The following is a 16,266-nucleotide window of genomic DNA, read 5'->3' on the forward strand; positions in this document are numbered from 1 at the left end:
AGTTAGATAGTAGATTTTAACCTACTTAGTGTTTCAGGCGATATCGCCAGATAAGCTGCAAGGTTGACATTAGACAAACGCTGTATGAGCTCAGGATTATTTTTCAGTAGATCGCGATAGCGTTCTTTAGCGGTTTGAGTTAATAAGCTGCTGAGCTTATTATTAACAACAGTTAATCCATATTCGAGAATGTAGATATAAAAATTGTCCCAGCCAGGCATGTTTTCTCTCAAAAAGGTAAAATCAGTGTTGCTGATGCTGAGCACCTCCGTATCTTCTACTGCTTGGATAAATTCTGTAGCGGGCTGTCTTGAGATAAAACTAACGATAGAGGTTAGAAAAGTATGCTCAAAAGCCATGAATCGGGTTGCCGTTGATAGTTCGTCATTGCGAAAATATAGGCGCAAACAGCCCTTACCGACAAAGAAAAGATAGTCTGCAATGGAACCTTCGTTGAGCAGATGGTTATTTTTCTTTATCGATTGATGTTTAAAATAAGTTAGGGCCTCCGTTAATTGCTGTTCGGTTAACGACGCTTTCTCACGTAACAATTGTAATAGTTGCTCTCTCATCGCTTATTATTTATCGGTCAAAGATGCACTTTATATTAGGATATAGTCGTTGACATTGGTCAAAAACGTCAACGATTTATTAAAGTTTTAATCTCCTTTGATAATGGAACTTTGGTAAGTTTAAAGCTAACATAAAATTAAAATATGCGCCAGTTATTTCTTTTTAAGGTGCGAAAGCTGTTCGTTTGACCACAGCTCACCAAAAAAAATAAAATCCATTTCAAACTAATTGATACCTTAGGAAATGTCGTGCGTGAAAGAACGAGGAAAATTAAGCCCGAACCGCAAAACTTTGTTTCTTTCAGAAATACCGACCTTGACATCTATGTATTAGTTAATAGATTCTTTACCGAGACTATTTGCTTTGCACTAGATAACCATGGTGATTTAGTCGTGCCGAGTGAGTCGACAGCTGGCGGTTTTCTTATTCTCTTTCCGCTCGCCGGCGCCCTTAACCATGATGTATATACTTATCGTCGTGTGGATTCAGTCGCCAATTGAAAGATATAGATCCGAAAGAAATAATTTTAGCGGATTTGTTTCCGTCATTCAACTATTTTTGAAAGACATTTTTGCTCTGTTGTTATTCAGTCTTCTTTAGTTAGATACAATTGAAGAAAACCGTTTTTAAGCTTCTGTCCTTTGTACTTGAACGTTGAACTTAACTCCTCATTGTTTGCTAAAATTGCTCCAGCTCCAGTGATTATAGGGCTGACGTTAAAATAAATATCGGTAACCAAATTCTTGTCAAAAAAAGCGTTGAAAGTACCTGCTCCGCCTCCAACGGCTATTTCCCGCACTCCCTTTGCAGACATATATGCAATTGCCTCTTCAGGACTTGCTACAGTCTTGTAGCCATCAGCCGTATAAGGTTTATCGGCCAATATGATGATTTCTATGCCATTAAAATGTTCTTTTACTTGAGCTGGAAAATTTAGAAAATTTTCAAATGTTTTCAATCCTATCACTACATTTCCAATCCGTTTTACAGATTGTATGTAAAATTCCATTGCTTCCGGTGGCAGTTTATGATGCGGATTATCGGATATCAAAATTCTTCCATTAGCCGAAATATTTGCGATTACTGTTACTTTCATAATGATTTTCTTTAAATTTCTGTTCAACAAAACTATTGGATATTCAACATATATTTACTATTCATTACCTTTAGGAAAGTAACTATCTTATGAGCAATAAAAATATTGATAAAGAAACTATATTGGCATTAAAAGATGGCATTGAATTGCTCAGTGGTAAATGGAAATTTTGTATTCTGCACAATTTGCAGAAACACGGCACAATGCGGTTTAAAGATCTGCAAGAGATGGCTCAGGGAATATCCCCAAAAGTTCTATCCAAGGAACTTCAGGAATTAGAAGATAATTTACTGATTAGTAGAACGGTTAAAGACACCAAACCTGTAACTGTTTCTTATGCGCTTACCGCCTATGCTAAAGAAACGGAGGAAGTTGCCAATGCTTTAATTAAATTTGGTCTAAAGCATAGAGATAAAATTAAAGCAAAATGAGGTTTCTATTTTAACAGCTCATTTGGGGAAGTTTGGAGCCTTCTCTATGTAACAATCCGAATAATTATTCCTAACCTTATTAAGTATTGATAACACATCTGTCCTAAATAAATTTTAGGATTGGATTTCTGTGGTACAGGCATAGCTTTTTTCATCATTTCGATATTGACCCCTATTTTTCAATCTGCGAAGATCTTTAGCTGTCCCTTTTTTCCTTTTATAGGGGGCCTGAGAAAGGGATCATCTATCCATTGCCAGATGTTTATTTTCACGACGATATTCATTCTGATGAATGCGACCAGATTGGACAGGTTCCAGTCATATTTGGCCTTTTTTTGTAAGTATTTTAACAGTAATATGCCAATGAGTGAAGTCCAGATCTGGATCATCACTGCATTTTCAGAAGTCCCTATGAATGTCGATACTTTTAAGCGCTGCTTTAGATGCTTGAAGAAGACTTCGATATGCCAGCGTTGTTTATAGATGTTTGCCACCAAAGAAGCCTTCCACTTCGTATTATTGGTCAAAAAGTGGTACTCATTGCCAGTGGTGCTGTCCCAAAAGTGGATCAGGCGTAACGGCTTGCCGTTGTATTTATTGCAGGCAGCACCGGATAGCTCAATGAGCTCATCCTTAAGGATCCCCTTTTCCATGAGTGCTTCACTCTGATAGGACTTGATAACCTTGTACTTCATATTAACTTTACTCCTGGTAACGAAGTAACACCCCCTGCTGTCCAAATCCCCAAGCCAGCTGTAATCCACGTAGCCACGGTCCACTACCACCACGCTTCCCTTGGAAAAACTGTAACTACCGGCTCGCTGGCTCTCATGTACTTTTCCATCGGTAATCTGCATAAAAACAGGTAGGCAGCCATCATAATCCAAGACAGTGTGCAGCTTTACGGCACCTTTGGTGCTGCGAAACTTTGCCCAGTCAAATACAGATAGACATAAGGGGATGATGCTTGCATCCATCAGATATACTTTACGCTTTAGCTGAACAAGATCTTTGCGAAAATGCGTATCCTTTTGCCAAAGCCTTTCCAAAACAGAGAAATAAAGATCTTTGAAAAGTTCATGGGTACGGTGTGTGTTGATATAGGATATATTGGACTTACTTGGAGCTCTTACTACACCTAAGTGGTTCAGATTACCAGTGGTACTGCGTAGACCGTTACTAATATCACGGACCGAATCTGCCGAGGAAAAATGACAGAAAAGCATACTGACTAGATGCGTCCAGCTGTTGATCCCTTTCTGATGTTTGTCACTTTTGTGCTTTGAAACCAAATCTTTGAATAATTCGCGGTCGATAAGAGATAAAATCTGACTAAAAACATTTAAATTTATCATGGCGGTGTGTTATAATTTTGTGATTTAAATATAGCGATCTCGCTATATCAAAACACCGCCATTTTTTAAACGTTTAGGACGCAAGTGCTGTTTTCTAATCCTGTTTTTAAATATAAATTAAATAGTGGGTTTTGTTAAGGAACGACTATCTAGTTCTCTTTTTAATGCGATTGAAGCTTTTTTGACTTCTTGTGTCCAATCATCAGCAGCATTTCCGTCTGCTCCATCAGAAATATATTTCAAACATAGAAAATCGATTTTTTCCTGCTCAGCGACTTTCGCCAACGCAAAAGCTTCCATATCGATGACATTATATTCAGGATTGATATGCTCCATTTCGAATTGGTCGCCGGAACCGCAGATCCCGTTCGGGAGATGGCTTGTTTTAATTCCATATTCCAAAAGAATTGGTTCATCAGAAAATGGCGTCTCAAATTTCTTAAAACCCAATGCTCTTACATCCATATCCCGCTGGATAAAACGGTTGCAGTTAACAATAGTTCCTCTGTCAAAAACTGTACTTCCTGCTGTTCCCAAATTGATTATGAGATCTGGCTTAGATTTTTGAATGGCTTTTACAAGATGATAAGTCGCTTTAATTTTTCCTACACCAACAAACAATTTATTAAAACTCTCAAATTCTTTTCCGGCTTCTGATTCCAGAGCAAAAACCAAAAGGATGTTGCTGTAAAGCTTTCCGTTAATTGTCATTTTAGAGCACAGTTTTTTTCAGAAAGAACAAAGTCAATGTCCGTGCGCCCTGTGCACCGTGTACCAAAACGGCGCTGATGTCCGCTGTTGCAGATGGCCCCATCACAAAACAGCCATAATGTGAGTGTGGAAAATCTACTCTTTTGTAGGCGGTATGCATATTTTCGGTCAAATCTTCAGGATCCAGCAAAACAGCGAGGTGTTGAGATAAATAACCTAATGAATTGGTAACCAGAGATTTTTCGGTGACCCAGACCATTCCCATCTCCGCCACACCAAACTCTGCACGGAAAATACCCAAATCCACATCATTAAGATCCGCGGGCTTTTGCACGTGTATATCTTTATTCCCTCTCCATTCAGGCGTTGCAGAGCAAGTGACCTTAGCATCAGGAAGCTTTTTTCGCATAATTTCCTGAGCTTCTTCTACCGATGCGACATCATAAAAATCGACGGCAGCAATTTTGGCGTTAATTTCAAAAACAGCTTTAAGATCTGTCCCTGGCTTTTTATAATCCGGGATGGCGGGATAATCCACTTTTTCGCGGTTAGCAAGATTGGTTCTTACCGAACTCAGTAATTCTTCTTTAGTCATTGTTTTTTCGGTTTTTTTTGTACCAGTCTCTGAAGGTTTCTTTTTTCACGTCAGGCAATTCACGGTCTTCTACCCAAGGATCCAACGTGCTGTTTTCCAATAGAGATTTTGGGAGAATATTCAGCATATTGTAAGTGGTCTTTTCCATCATTTTAAAAGCAGTTGCACTGCCCAGCATTCGGTCAGCAGCAGCAAATGCCAGCCTTCTGCCAAAAGGTGTTTTATTTTTCTCCATCATCACTTTTCGCCACTCGATAATCTGGTCCGAAATATTAATATGAACGGGGCAGATCTCTGTACAGGAGCCGCAAAGCGATGAATGGAAAGGTAATTCTGAATAGGTGTCTTCATCAAAAGTAGGATCCAGAATAATCCCAATCGGGCCGGAATAAGTAGCACCATAAGACAATCCGCCACTCCTTCTGTACACAGGGCAGGTATTCATACAGGCACCACAACGGATACATTTGAGAGAATGCCAGAATTTGTCCATAGACAATCGTTTGCTCCTACCATTATCTGTGAGTACAATGTGCATCTCAGATCCTTCTCTTGGGCCTGAAAAATGAGAAGTATACTGCGTTGCCGGCGTCCCTAAAGCACTGCGGGAAAGTAGTCTGATAAAAACACCCAGATCTTCTACCTTCGGCAGGATCTTTTCTATACCAATACTGGCAATATGAAGCGGTGGAATGCTTGCAGTAAGATCGGCATTACCTTCATTAGTACAGACTACAAAAGTACCGGTTTCGGCAACGGCAAAATTGGCGCCTGTCATCCCGGCATCTGCCACCAAAAATTTGGGCCGGGCATTGTTCCTCATTGCTTCTGCGAGAGAATGCGGATCATCATCGTTGGGATCCGTACCAATTTTATCTGCAAATAGTTTAGCAATATCTTCTGTCGTTTTTTGGATGGCAGGCATTACAATATGACTTGGGCGCTCGTCTGATAGTTGCTGGATTCGCTCACCCAGATCGGTCTCCAGGACATCAATTCCTCTTTCTTCAAGAAAAGGTGTCATCCCGCATTCTTCCTGCAACATCGATTTGCTTTTGATGATGCGCTTTGCGCCGTGAGAATTCAAAATATCAAAAACAATAGCATTATGTTCATCGGCATCTTTTGCAAAATGAACTGTGATACCGTTTTCCTCTGCTTTTGTTGCAAACTGTTCAATGTAGTGATCCAAATGCGTCAGCGCATGTTCCTTGATTTGCGAAGCCAGATTCCTAAGCTCTTCCCATTCCGGAATCTCAGAGGATACTTTACTACGTTTAATGATAGTATTATAAAGATTTTTATCGTGTTGCGCCTCGTGAATATCATCCTGTTTGATGAATTTTCTCGCATTATCTTCTACGTTTACTTTTCCCATTGTTTGTGATTTTTAGAATGGTCCGTTATTCAAAACCTGAGCAATATGTACAAATTTGAGGTCTGACTTTTCTCTTTTGGCAATGCCTTCCTGATGCATCAGGCAAGACATATCCGGCGAAACTACATACTCGACCTGATGTCTTGTATAATCAGCAACTTTGTCCTGCCCCATCTTGGCACTCACCGCTTCATCGGTTACACAAAACGTCCCACCAAAGCCACAGCATTCTTGTGGCCTGTCAATCGTTTCTACTTTAACCCCTGACACCTTCTTTAACAGATCTTCGGTTTTATTAAAGTAAGGTTCCTGCCACTCAAAACGGGATGCAATGTGTAAGCCGCGGATAGAACTGCAGGAATTATGGATAGCCACCGTATGCTGGAAATCTGCCCAAGGGAATTCTTCTATCTTGAGAACATCGTGTAAAAACTCTACTAATTCTATGGTTTTGTGACGGATTTCTGTAACAGTTTCGGTTTGCGGAATTGCATCCATATGGAGCTTGACGTGCTTGACACAACTCCCTGCCGGCCCAACGATATAATCAAAATTCAAATCCTTAAAATTTTCACAAAACTGAGTTTCTGTCCTTATAGAATGTTTCTGATCGCCCTCATTGGCCATAGGCTGTCCACAACAAGTCTGCTGCAAAGGTACTGTGACCTCTACGCCCAATCGCTCCAAAAGCTCAAGTGTGGCAATACCGACTTTGGGGTAAATCAGATCTATATAACAGGGGATAAATAGTGCTACTTTCATTACAAAATTTTATAGAAACTCTAAATTAGCACTTTTTCTTCTTTTCCTGATTAGGCTTAGGATGAAAAAAGCCTATACGAGAGGTTATTTATATTGAGTAAAAATAATTTACCTGGCATTAAGACAATAAAAAAGACCTTTGAAATCAAAAGTCATATGTGTCCTAAATAAATTTTAGGATTGGATTTCTGTGGTACAGGCATAGCTTTTTTCATCATTTCGATATTGACCCCTATTTTTCAATCTGCGAAGATCTTTAGCTGTCCCTTTTTTCCTTTTATAGGCGGCCTGAGAAAGGGATCATCTATCCATTGCCAGATGTTTATTTTCACGAAGATATTCATTCTGATGAATGCGACCAGATTGGACAGGTTCCAGTCATATTTGGCCTTTTTTTGTAAGTATTTTAACAGTAATATGCCAATGAGTGAAGTCCAGATCTGGATCATCACTGCATTTTCAGAAGTCCCTATGAATGTCGATACTTTTAAGCGCTGCTTTAGATGCTTGAAGAAGACTTCGATATGCCAGCGTTGTTTATAGATGTTTGCCACCAAAGAAGCCTTCCACTTCGTATTATTGGTCAAAAAGTGGTACTCATTGCCAGTGGTGCTGTCCCAAAAGTGGACTAGGCGTAGCGGCTTGCCGTTGTATTTATTGCAGGCAGCACCGGATAGCTCAATGAGCTCATCCTTAAGGATCCCCTTTTCCATGAGTGCTTCACTCTGATAGGACTTGATAACCTTGTACTTCATATTAACTTTACTCCTGGTAACGAAGTAACACCCCCTGCTGTCCAAATCCCCAAGCCAGCTGTAATCCACGTAGCCACGGTCCACTACCACCACGCTTCCCTTGGAAAAACTGTAACTACCGGCTCGCTGGCTCTCATGTACTTTTCCATCGGTAATCTGCATAAAAACAGGTAGGCAGCCATCATAATCCAAGACAGTGTGCAGCTTTACGGCACCTTTGGTGCTGCGAAACTTTGCCCAGTCAAATACAGATAGACATAAGGGGATGATGCTTGCATCCATCAGATATACTTTACGCTTTAGCTGAACAAGATCTTTGCGAAAATGGGTGTCCTTTTGCCAAAGCCTATCCAAAACAGAATAGTAAAGATCTTTGAAAAGTTCATGGGTACGGTGTGTGTTGATATAGGATATATTAGACTTACTTGGAGCTCTTACTACACCTAAGTGGTTCAGATTACCAGTGGTACTGCGTAGACCGTTACTAATATCACGAACCGAATCTGCCGAGGAAAAATGACAGAAAAGCATACTGACTAGATGCGTCCAGCTGTTGATCCCTTTCTGATGTTTGTCACTTTTGTGCTTTGAAACCAAATCTTTGAATAATTCGCGGTCGATAAGAGATAAAATCTGACTAAAAACATTTAAATTTATCATGGTGGTGTGTTATAATTTTGCAATTTAAATATAGCAACTTTGCTATATCCAAACACCGCCACTTTTTAAACGTTTAGGACGCAAGTGTATTGATAAATAATATTTATCTTTAAGCTAATGTTATTTATCCTATGCGGCTAATCTTAGGCGTGTAAGGTTAGCCAAAAGCCTAATTTATGCGTATCATACAAAAGCTTAGCACTTATTTAAACGAGAAATTCGATGGATTAGTTTTAATCGGTACCCTTTTGGCTCTTGTTATTAACGCCATGGGTTTTGAATTTTTTAATCAATATACTGCTTTGTTGTATGGACTGTTTTCGGGATTAATATTGGTTCTTTTTTTTAAAAATTGGCTTATTGATAATTTCTTCACCCTGTGGTCAACGGGATTTTTTACTTTTTGTATAGTTTTTGAATTTGCATTTATGCTATATGATCAGGTTCATCTGAAAGATGATTGGTACTTTCTGCCGTGGGCGGTTCTGTTGGGTGGAGTTGTTGTGGTAGCCATTTCCATCTTAATCGTATTAAAAAAGATCACTCTTCGAAAGACACCTTTGAAAGCGTTGTATATAAGTGCTATTTTTCTCTTTTCAACAGTCTATTCCTACGGGCTGCTATCTCTTATAAACATTTTTAATGCACGGCAAGTCGTTACATGGGAGCGTGCCAAGGTAGGTTTACCATCCTGGGTAATTACTTTTGGAGGAAATTACAATGATGCCGTATTTGAGAACAAAGAATGGGGAGGTCGGATGATGAATCTATTTTTTATAAAATGGGAAGGTGATTTTCCGCATCCGCCAACGACTGCCGAAGTAAAAGTTTTTAAAGGCAACCTGGGAAAAGATTATATGCTCAAAACGTATGATAAAGATGAAAAAAATGACGCAAGGCAAATCGACTAACATGGACAAAATTATATATCTTGACAACAACGCATCCACTCCAATGGATCCTAGGGTCTTAGCTGAAATGATGCCCTATTTGACAGCCAACTATGGTAATGCAGCAAGTCCTCACAAGCTAGGTAAATATTTAGATACTGCGGTAGAGAAGAGCAGGAGAAAGATTGCTGATCTTATCGATACCAATGCAGAAGAGATTTTCTTCACAGCCGGTGCCACTGAAGCTATCAATATGGGATTACGTGGATTAGTGAGGCCAGGGAAACAACATATTATAACTGTGCAGACCGAGCATCCAGCAGTATTGGAAACCTGTATGTGTCTTGAGGCCAGAGGTAATGCGGTTACTTACCTCTCTGTAGATAGCGATGGATTGATAGATTTTGAGGAACTAGAGCTCGCCTTTACACCTTATACAGCTTTAGTGTGTGTGATGCACGTCAACCATGACACTGGTGTGGTTCAGGACATAGAGCGAATTGCAGAAATAACGCATGCCCATGGCGCCTTTTTTATGACCGACGGAAGTCTGTCTGTCGGAAAACTGCCTGTCCGCGCGCGATCATTTATAGATATTCTCACTTTTTCTGCCCATAAATTTTATGGACCAACGGGTATGGGCGGCATTTATTTTAGTTCCGAAGTACCCATGAAACCGCTTATCTTTTCTGGGGGACATGAAGGGGAGGCGAGAAGTGGTACACTTAATGTGCCGGGTATCGTTGGTATGGGCAAAGCCGCTGAACTCGCAGCTTTACAGATGAATGAAGACGAAGAACGCATTGGCAAACTACGTGATATCTTAGAACAACAATTATTGGCAATCGGAGGGACGAAATTAATAGGTTCTAAAACACACAGGATCTATACAACAAGTACTATTCGTTTTGATGGTATTAACAGCGAAAATATTGTTCAAAAACTCGATAATATATGTGTTTCCAACTGCTCAGTACTCAGTTATTTTGAAGCAGCACCTTCTCCTGTACTTCAAGCTATGGGATTGAGTAGGAATGAGGCATTTAATGCACTAAGATTTAGTTTAGGGCGTTTCACTACAGCAGAAGAAATCGGACAAACTGTGGAAGCTGTAAGCGAGATCATAAACCAATTGCACAACAATAAATCGCTATACCGAAATTAGGATTTGAATAACATTTTCTAAGAAAGGAAAAGCTATTATCTCAAATAATCTAACGATCTTTACAATCGTTGACAAGATGTATATGTCTCTTGGGAGAAATGTTTTGTTATATCCAAAAATACTTCTCGATCGGCAATTGAGAATAAGAGCATTTCAGTATAGAAAAGTTGGTCGCATTTCTCTTTTTGTCCAACCCAAAGTCTTTTTGCTATCTCTTTAATGAGGCAATTGAGTGTTTGGTATGCTCGTTCTTTACTGATATATAACTCGTTGTCTATTTTGCTAATATACTTTTTGTTGCTTAGCGATGTTTTATCTGGAGCAACATATTTATGTACATATTTTAGTCTGATCAGCGTATCCATATTGAAAGCGGACATTTTAGAATTGCGGCCGTCTGGGATTGGAAAAAATTTACGACCCGCATTTTGAGAGAGTAATATCCAATTTAGGGAGTAAGCAACACGAGAATCATAAATAATGCATTCTTCGGGGAACATATATGCCGCAACTTTTGAGATACTGGCAATACGGTCAAATTTGGCTACTCGATTTTTGAGAAATTCCTGTATTAATAGTTTGGTACTTTCTTCATTTGCGGCTTTAATTCCACCCCATTCTTTAATAATCCACATTGTCAACTTATCAAACAATATGGTGTCATTGGTATGAGCATCAATTAAATGCGGACGCAAGATAGCTTTTAGTGTTACTTCTTTTTCATAGAAACTTTTACTATTTAGCTCATCTACCATTTCTTGCGCCAGTATTTGCAGAGGAATTAGTGCTGTTAGATTTGCATTCCAGTTGTAAAGTTCATTTAAATAGCCACACAATGGCTTTAAATAATTAACAATTTTATCGACATCAAAATTGGTCATGTTATCCTGCATATAACGTTAATATTTTAGTAGATTTCGAAAATAAAGTATTGACAGATATTCACGTTACGGAATACCGTAAAGCGAAACTATTCTATTTCTTCATCAGGCTGTACTTCATCTTCAATATCTATTTCTTGTTCTTCATTAAAGTCTTCAGATATAGAGCTATCCGTGAACTGGCAATTTTTACCTAAAATAGTTACATTATACTCATAGCCTTTATCGCTTGTAAACGAACAAGCACCACTAGAAATGTCTTCCGAAATAAAATGAGACTCGTCCAGCCAACCACCATTTGGCCAATGTATAATAACTAAGTTGTCACTTTCCACCTCAATATTTAAGGTATATGTACTACTAGTTCCTGTATTTGGATTATAGTATTCTACGGATGCACAGTACATTCCATCTTTGTATTCATATCCGTCATCATCTTTCTCGTCCTCGAGGATGTTCTGCTGTTCAGACTTTTCATAAAAAGAATTTGCGTTATCTTCGTTAGAGTTGACGTAGTATCTTTTATTTACGTCCGATTTACAGGATATAAATAAATAAATGCATATGATGAGAATAGCCCTAATAGTCATAGATCCTGTTTGCCTAATCAATTACACATGCTTCTATCCACATAAGTCTTGTTGCCATTGGAGTTGATATAATAACAGCCTCCACGAGGGCCACGGATGTAATTTCTCGAAGAAGAACTACTTTTAGAAGAATTTGTTCTGCGCGGCGAAGGGGAGTAGCTCGTACTTTTAAATTGATTGATATTTGATGATGTAGATTTGTCTTTTACATATTCCCAGGTTCCGTCGCTTTTTAATAATACCGTTTTTCCATCCGTCGTTGTTGCATACTTGTTTTGTGCGATTACGGGAAACGAGATTGTATACAGTAAAATAATAAACAGTACTTTTTTCATCATAGCTTTACGTGTTATATCTAATGAATTTTCAAACCGAGCAACTTTTAACAAAATTAAATCATTACCATATTTCAATGGCGCCTTGTTGAGTTTCAGTTCGAAAAGATACTTCGTGAATAAGTTAACACTGTCAATTTACAGTTTTTTATTCATAAGCTAAAAATTAAACTATCTAAAAAATGGAGTCTTAATTGTTGGTTGTGGGCCAAAACGGATTGAAACAATAGATGGAAAAAGATATGAAGTACAAAGCGTACCATCTTATAGTTTACGACTGGCTGTCCGAAGTCGAGATCACTCGCTTAAAGACAAATTTGACACGAAGACAATTTCAAAAGAAGAATTTAATAGATAGATTATCTGCAATAGGATAGGAAAGGTTGATTTACTCAATTAAATAAGGCCGAAGTTAGATCAAAGCAGCAATTACAGGCATATAAGTTGTGAACCATTCAGGTAATTCATCTTTTTCCACCGAATACTCTATTTTACCGTCGGATAATTTCAATAAAATGGTATGTTTAAGATCTGAAGTGTCAACAATAGTTAATTCATCGATGAAGTGAAAGTGATCGTTTAGCTTCTCAAGATTTCCAAAAAAATTATTTTCCAATGTTTGAGGATCTACATAATGTCCACCGTCAGTAACTCTTTCCGTTACACGGAACTGAGAAAGTTCGGTATTTTCTAAACCAAAAAACAATAAATATATTCTATAACCCGACTTCTTGAACAGCTTGGGCGTTTCCCAAGTTTCGTCATTTGTAAAATGTCCTTCATAGACGTAATCTAACCGGTTTTCTAATGCATGTTTTGTCTGTTCTTCAAATTGCTGTACTACATAATCCAAAGCCTCTTTTCGAGCGTATTTTGCTGAAGGAACAATTTTTGGGAATATCCGAGATAGTTCTTTCGTATAGAGTAAATCACCATCGAAAATAATATTATTACTCTTTATATGCTCTGGAAGATATTCTGCACCTAATGTAGATTTCCCGGCACCGTTAGAACCCGTTATTATGTAAAGATCAGGCATTAGTAAATATTGAGTTCTCTCAAGATATCTTTTGATTGACGAATATTAAATTCCTGTACTACATCAAAAGATCGTTTATCAGAAGAAACAATCACAATTTTAACTAAATGATTTGGGTATTCGATGTAGCTTTGATTTTTGGGTAATTTGCTAGATCTTATTAAAAATGGTTGCCCTTTATCAAGCTTTTGTTTGCGCAACTTGAGAACAATGCTGTTGCTAACTTCTTTTAAGTGCTCTAAATTTCTCATAATACCACATTAATACTATTCAAAAATAGTAATTTTTAAGGAGAAAAGCAATTGTTCGACCAGTAGAAAATGACTCTTTTTGTGTTATTGCTAGCTATATTAAAGAATTAAAATGCGATGAAATTCAGATCTTTATTACAATGACATATAAAAAATGAGAAACCCTAAATATCTTTACCGTATACAATATTACTAATATTATTAGTAATATTGTAAAATGAAACCGCTAGAAATCTTTTGCCGAAATCGGGTAATGTACGCTCAAATTACCGTGCATGATAAAAGCATGGGCATGAAAGATTATCATCTTTACAACAAAAATGGTCTTGCTTTTTATGTTTTCAGGAAATCTCAGGGAGTGTGGGAACTGGCATTCGGTGTACTTGCCGATGACATCAAGGAAGCGTGCATTGACGCCCTTATACTTCGCTTTGATACGGATGTGCCTGAGTTGTTTTATCATCATGGAAAACGCCAGGTAGTGGAAGTTCGGGCCAAGAAATATAGCCTTTGGCATATATACCTCAATAATGCTTATGTAGGAAGTATTCAGTATGACACCTTCACTAAACAGTTCAATTACCACCTTGACGACAATGGCTTATTGACCGATGATCACGTGCAAAAATATATAGCTATGATCCAACGTGGGGAATTAAAGTGGATAAAGGATGATATTCGATGAAAAAGAATATAAGGTTCGAATGTGACGTGTGTGGTCAAAAGCAAGTGGTTGAGGTTTCTGTTTTGCATGGCGGTGGAACCTTGCAAATTATGATTGATCGGTTTTTTATAATGAATGTAGATTTTCGCAATGGCGATTGGGTAATGCTATGTAACAATACAAGCTGGTTGACAACCGACGAACTTGTTATTATCCTCGATGAGTTGGGCTATGAGGAATAAAAAAACCTTGAGTCTGGGAGGATCTCAAGGTTCCTAATTACAACCTATTTTTGAAAAGTACTATTAATACAATATCGAAACCTGTTTGGTTTTAAAAAAATTATTTCTAGCTATTGAGCACGGAGTACTAGCTTTCAAAAAGTTTTCTGTTACCGGATTTTTGACTATAGATGATCTAAGCACCAAAAAATATTTTACATTGACGGATCAGGTGTGGACGATCATGGAAGAACTTTTTGATAATAGAATGCTGTCATTATCGAGACAGGGGTTGATCTGGAGTGTTCGTGAACATGATAATAATATTTGATGCAATAAACTAGCATTCCGGAATGAAAGTATTATCGGGAAGGAACTTTTGAACAACATATTCAAACAAATGAATAATTATTATCTGTGGGATTTACATACAATTAAACCAAAGAATGAAAGCAATTCACAACCTATGTAGTGGCCATTAATATAAACCCTATAATGAGTCCAGCCGAATCTATCAGCTGGACTTTAGTATTTATCTCTTCAAAGCTTTCTCCTTTTCCTTTTCTTTAAGCATCCAGTTTCGGAGCTTTTCCTCTCTTTCAGGACTGATGCGTTTTAGAACGATTACTCCTTGAAGATTCTGAGTTCGGTTTTCTGTAAACCTATCGAATTCGACTGTAATATCATATGCTAGATGATTCCATTTTGGTGAAGTGAGACTGTCAAATGGAACTCTGAATATGGAGTCTGCCTCCTGAACATAAACCAGTTTAGCCCAATTGACTGATGTCCTACTTGGAACACCAGACATCATTGCAACATCACGGAGATCCAAATGTATTTTTTCGACCAAAGTCTGTAGTATCGATAAGTCCTTTTCTTTTTTTTGACTGTAGGCAGATGTTAAAAAACAAATACCCAAAATTGTTAAAATGTTATTCTTCATTTGTTATCAATTAATTGGGGTTAGAGGATACGCCATGGATCGGACAGTTTTTCCCGTCGCCTAAGTTTGCGTATGGTTTGATCGTTTGTGGTTGACCATCGGCGCCCGTCACTGTGATAGTTTGGTTTTTTACCCAGGTTTCATTTATTTCAACAGGTGGATTACCAAAGGTTGCATAATTATTTGCAAATGCGAAAGCTTCAACTTCATCCTCGATACCGTATTTAAGTTTTATTTCATTATCAAACATGTTAAAACCGATCCTGCCATCTAAAAATTGCTCAACATGCTTTAATTCATGAGCTAATACTTCATTAAAAGCGGCATAGTTTAAATCACCCTTCTTATGAAGGAGGATTTCGGTGCCGGCAAGATATTCATCCTTTTTATAAACCAATTCGGACTGATCCATTGTAATTTTCACATCTTTGTTTCCGCTGAGGGATGTATAGGCTGCGCTGCCATCGGCATCTCCAAAGTTGATCACCAGATTAAAATTAGAACTCTCGATCCTGTTAAAAATCTGATTCAGTCCATTTAACGTGTCTTTGAATGCCTGGTTTGTATTTGGGTTATTTAGATCAGCAGTTATTGCACTTCTAAAAGTACCCAAATGATTAGAATAGTCAACAATCCCTCCGGAACCTAGTCCCACAATTCCTTTTGTACAGGTACATTTCGGTTGTTCTTCTTCATCATTGGAGCCACTATCGCCACCGTGATCATCGCCGTCCCAGTCTTCATCCCATTCATCATCCCATGGATCTTCCGGGCCGTCATCACCGCCATCATCCCAATTGTCATCGTCACCACCACTATCCGGGGGATATACATCGATTTCCGGGCCTTCGGTTTCCCATGCGATATCACTGTCACCACCTTTTAATTTAAATAGCTCATTCTCGGGTAATAGGTCGACATCGCTTGCAATGTCAAAAAAATTCAAAATAGGCTTTCTTTTCATATTT

20 protein-coding genes are annotated in these 16,266 nt (G+C 38.3%); 5 read left to right on the forward strand and 15 right to left on the reverse strand.

Annotation, left to right across the window (positions count from 1 at the left end; all coding sequences use genetic code 11):
- Positions 1-2: 2 nt before the first annotated feature.
- Both AACH28_RS00825 and AACH28_RS00830 read right to left on the reverse strand, forming a co-directional pair.
- Positions 3-572, reverse strand: a complete 570-nt coding sequence (locus AACH28_RS00825; protein WP_341831958.1) for a Crp/Fnr family transcriptional regulator — start codon at positions 570-572, stop codon at positions 3-5.
- 587 nt (positions 573-1,159) lie between these two features.
- A complete protein-coding gene (locus tag AACH28_RS00830; RefSeq protein WP_341831959.1) occupies positions 1,160-1,669 on the reverse strand; it encodes a dihydrofolate reductase family protein in 510 nt (169 codons plus the stop codon).
- Positions 1,670-1,758: 89 nt separating this feature from the next.
- Between AACH28_RS00830 and AACH28_RS00835 the strand changes: the two genes are divergently transcribed.
- Positions 1,759-2,100: a helix-turn-helix domain-containing protein gene (locus tag AACH28_RS00835; RefSeq protein WP_341831960.1), complete on the forward strand. Its 342-nt coding sequence runs from the start codon at positions 1,759-1,761 to the stop codon at positions 2,098-2,100.
- A gap of 179 nt (positions 2,101-2,279) precedes the next feature.
- Here AACH28_RS00835 and AACH28_RS00840 read toward each other — a convergent pair whose 3' ends face one another.
- From AACH28_RS00840 to AACH28_RS00865, 6 genes are all read right to left on the reverse strand, one after another.
- Positions 2,280-3,455: an IS4 family transposase gene (locus AACH28_RS00840; protein WP_341831961.1), complete on the reverse strand. Its 1,176-nt coding sequence runs from the start codon at positions 3,453-3,455 to the stop codon at positions 2,280-2,282.
- A gap of 117 nt (positions 3,456-3,572) precedes the next feature.
- A complete protein-coding gene (locus tag AACH28_RS00845) occupies positions 3,573-4,166 on the reverse strand; it encodes a nucleosidase (RefSeq protein WP_088469095.1) in 594 nt (197 codons plus the stop codon).
- 1 nt (position 4,167) lies between these two features.
- A complete protein-coding gene (locus tag AACH28_RS00850) occupies positions 4,168-4,761 on the reverse strand; it encodes an LUD domain-containing protein (RefSeq protein ID WP_341831962.1) in 594 nt (197 codons plus the stop codon).
- A complete protein-coding gene (locus tag AACH28_RS00855) occupies positions 4,754-6,139 on the reverse strand; it encodes a lactate utilization protein B (protein WP_341831963.1) in 1,386 nt (461 codons plus the stop codon). The genes AACH28_RS00850 and AACH28_RS00855 overlap by 8 nt, the downstream gene beginning before the upstream one ends.
- A 12-nt stretch (positions 6,140-6,151) precedes the next feature.
- Positions 6,152-6,901: a (Fe-S)-binding protein gene (locus AACH28_RS00860; RefSeq protein WP_031503813.1), complete on the reverse strand. Its 750-nt coding sequence runs from the start codon at positions 6,899-6,901 to the stop codon at positions 6,152-6,154.
- 239 nt (positions 6,902-7,140) lie between these two features.
- Positions 7,141-8,316, reverse strand: coding sequence for an IS4 family transposase (locus AACH28_RS00865; protein WP_341830984.1), 1,176 nt, complete (start codon positions 8,314-8,316; stop codon positions 7,141-7,143).
- A 176-nt stretch (positions 8,317-8,492) separates the two neighbouring features.
- Between AACH28_RS00865 and AACH28_RS00870 the strand changes: the two genes are divergently transcribed.
- Complete coding sequence (locus tag AACH28_RS00870; protein ID WP_341831964.1) at positions 8,493-9,227, forward strand: hypothetical protein; 735 nt, start codon at positions 8,493-8,495, stop codon at positions 9,225-9,227.
- Position 9,228: 1 nt separating this feature from the next.
- Positions 9,229-10,371, forward strand: a complete 1,143-nt coding sequence (locus AACH28_RS00875; protein ID WP_341831965.1) for a cysteine desulfurase family protein — start codon at positions 9,229-9,231, stop codon at positions 10,369-10,371.
- Between the two features lie 59 nt (positions 10,372-10,430).
- On the opposite strand, the gene AACH28_RS00880 is transcribed toward AACH28_RS00875, so the two are convergent.
- The 5 genes from AACH28_RS00880 to AACH28_RS00900 all read right to left on the reverse strand — a co-directional run bounded on the left by AACH28_RS00880 (position 10,431) and on the right by AACH28_RS00900 (position 13,467).
- Positions 10,431-11,264 carry a hypothetical protein gene (locus tag AACH28_RS00880; protein ID WP_341831966.1) on the reverse strand — a complete coding sequence of 278 codons (834 nt, stop codon included), beginning with the start codon at positions 11,262-11,264 and terminating at the stop codon, positions 10,431-10,433.
- Positions 11,265-11,341: 77 nt separating this feature from the next.
- Positions 11,342-11,842, reverse strand: a complete 501-nt coding sequence (locus AACH28_RS00885) for a hypothetical protein (protein ID WP_259253983.1) — start codon at positions 11,840-11,842, stop codon at positions 11,342-11,344.
- Positions 11,843-11,859: 17 nt separating this feature from the next.
- A complete protein-coding gene (locus AACH28_RS00890) occupies positions 11,860-12,180 on the reverse strand; it encodes a hypothetical protein (protein WP_259253981.1) in 321 nt (106 codons plus the stop codon).
- Positions 12,181-12,589: 409 nt separating this feature from the next.
- Positions 12,590-13,216 carry a zeta toxin family protein gene (locus AACH28_RS00895; RefSeq protein ID WP_341831967.1) on the reverse strand — a complete coding sequence of 209 codons (627 nt, stop codon included), beginning with the start codon at positions 13,214-13,216 and terminating at the stop codon, positions 12,590-12,592.
- Positions 13,216-13,467, reverse strand: a complete 252-nt coding sequence (locus AACH28_RS00900; protein ID WP_088161872.1) for a hypothetical protein — start codon at positions 13,465-13,467, stop codon at positions 13,216-13,218. The genes AACH28_RS00895 and AACH28_RS00900 overlap by 1 nt, the downstream gene beginning before the upstream one ends.
- Positions 13,468-13,684: 217 nt before the next feature.
- Between AACH28_RS00900 and AACH28_RS00905 the strand changes: the two genes are divergently transcribed.
- A complete protein-coding gene (locus AACH28_RS00905; protein WP_341831968.1) occupies positions 13,685-14,152 on the forward strand; it encodes a hypothetical protein in 468 nt (155 codons plus the stop codon).
- Positions 14,149-14,373, forward strand: a complete 225-nt coding sequence (locus AACH28_RS00910) for a hypothetical protein (protein WP_341831969.1) — start codon at positions 14,149-14,151, stop codon at positions 14,371-14,373. The genes AACH28_RS00905 and AACH28_RS00910 overlap by 4 nt, the downstream gene beginning before the upstream one ends.
- Positions 14,374-14,884: 511 nt before the next feature.
- Here the strand turns inward: AACH28_RS00910 and AACH28_RS00915 are convergent.
- On the reverse strand, positions 14,885-15,298 hold the full coding sequence (locus tag AACH28_RS00915) for a hypothetical protein (RefSeq protein ID WP_341831970.1): 414 nt from the start codon (positions 15,296-15,298) through the stop codon (positions 14,885-14,887).
- Between the two features lie 10 nt (positions 15,299-15,308).
- Complete coding sequence (locus AACH28_RS00920; RefSeq protein ID WP_341831971.1) at positions 15,309-16,262, reverse strand: hypothetical protein; 954 nt, start codon at positions 16,260-16,262, stop codon at positions 15,309-15,311.
- Between the last annotated feature and the right edge of the window lie 4 nt (positions 16,263-16,266).

Source organism: Sphingobacterium thalpophilum, assembly GCF_038396785.1.
GTDB classification, from domain to species: domain Bacteria; phylum Bacteroidota; class Bacteroidia; order Sphingobacteriales; family Sphingobacteriaceae; genus Sphingobacterium; species Sphingobacterium thalpophilum_A.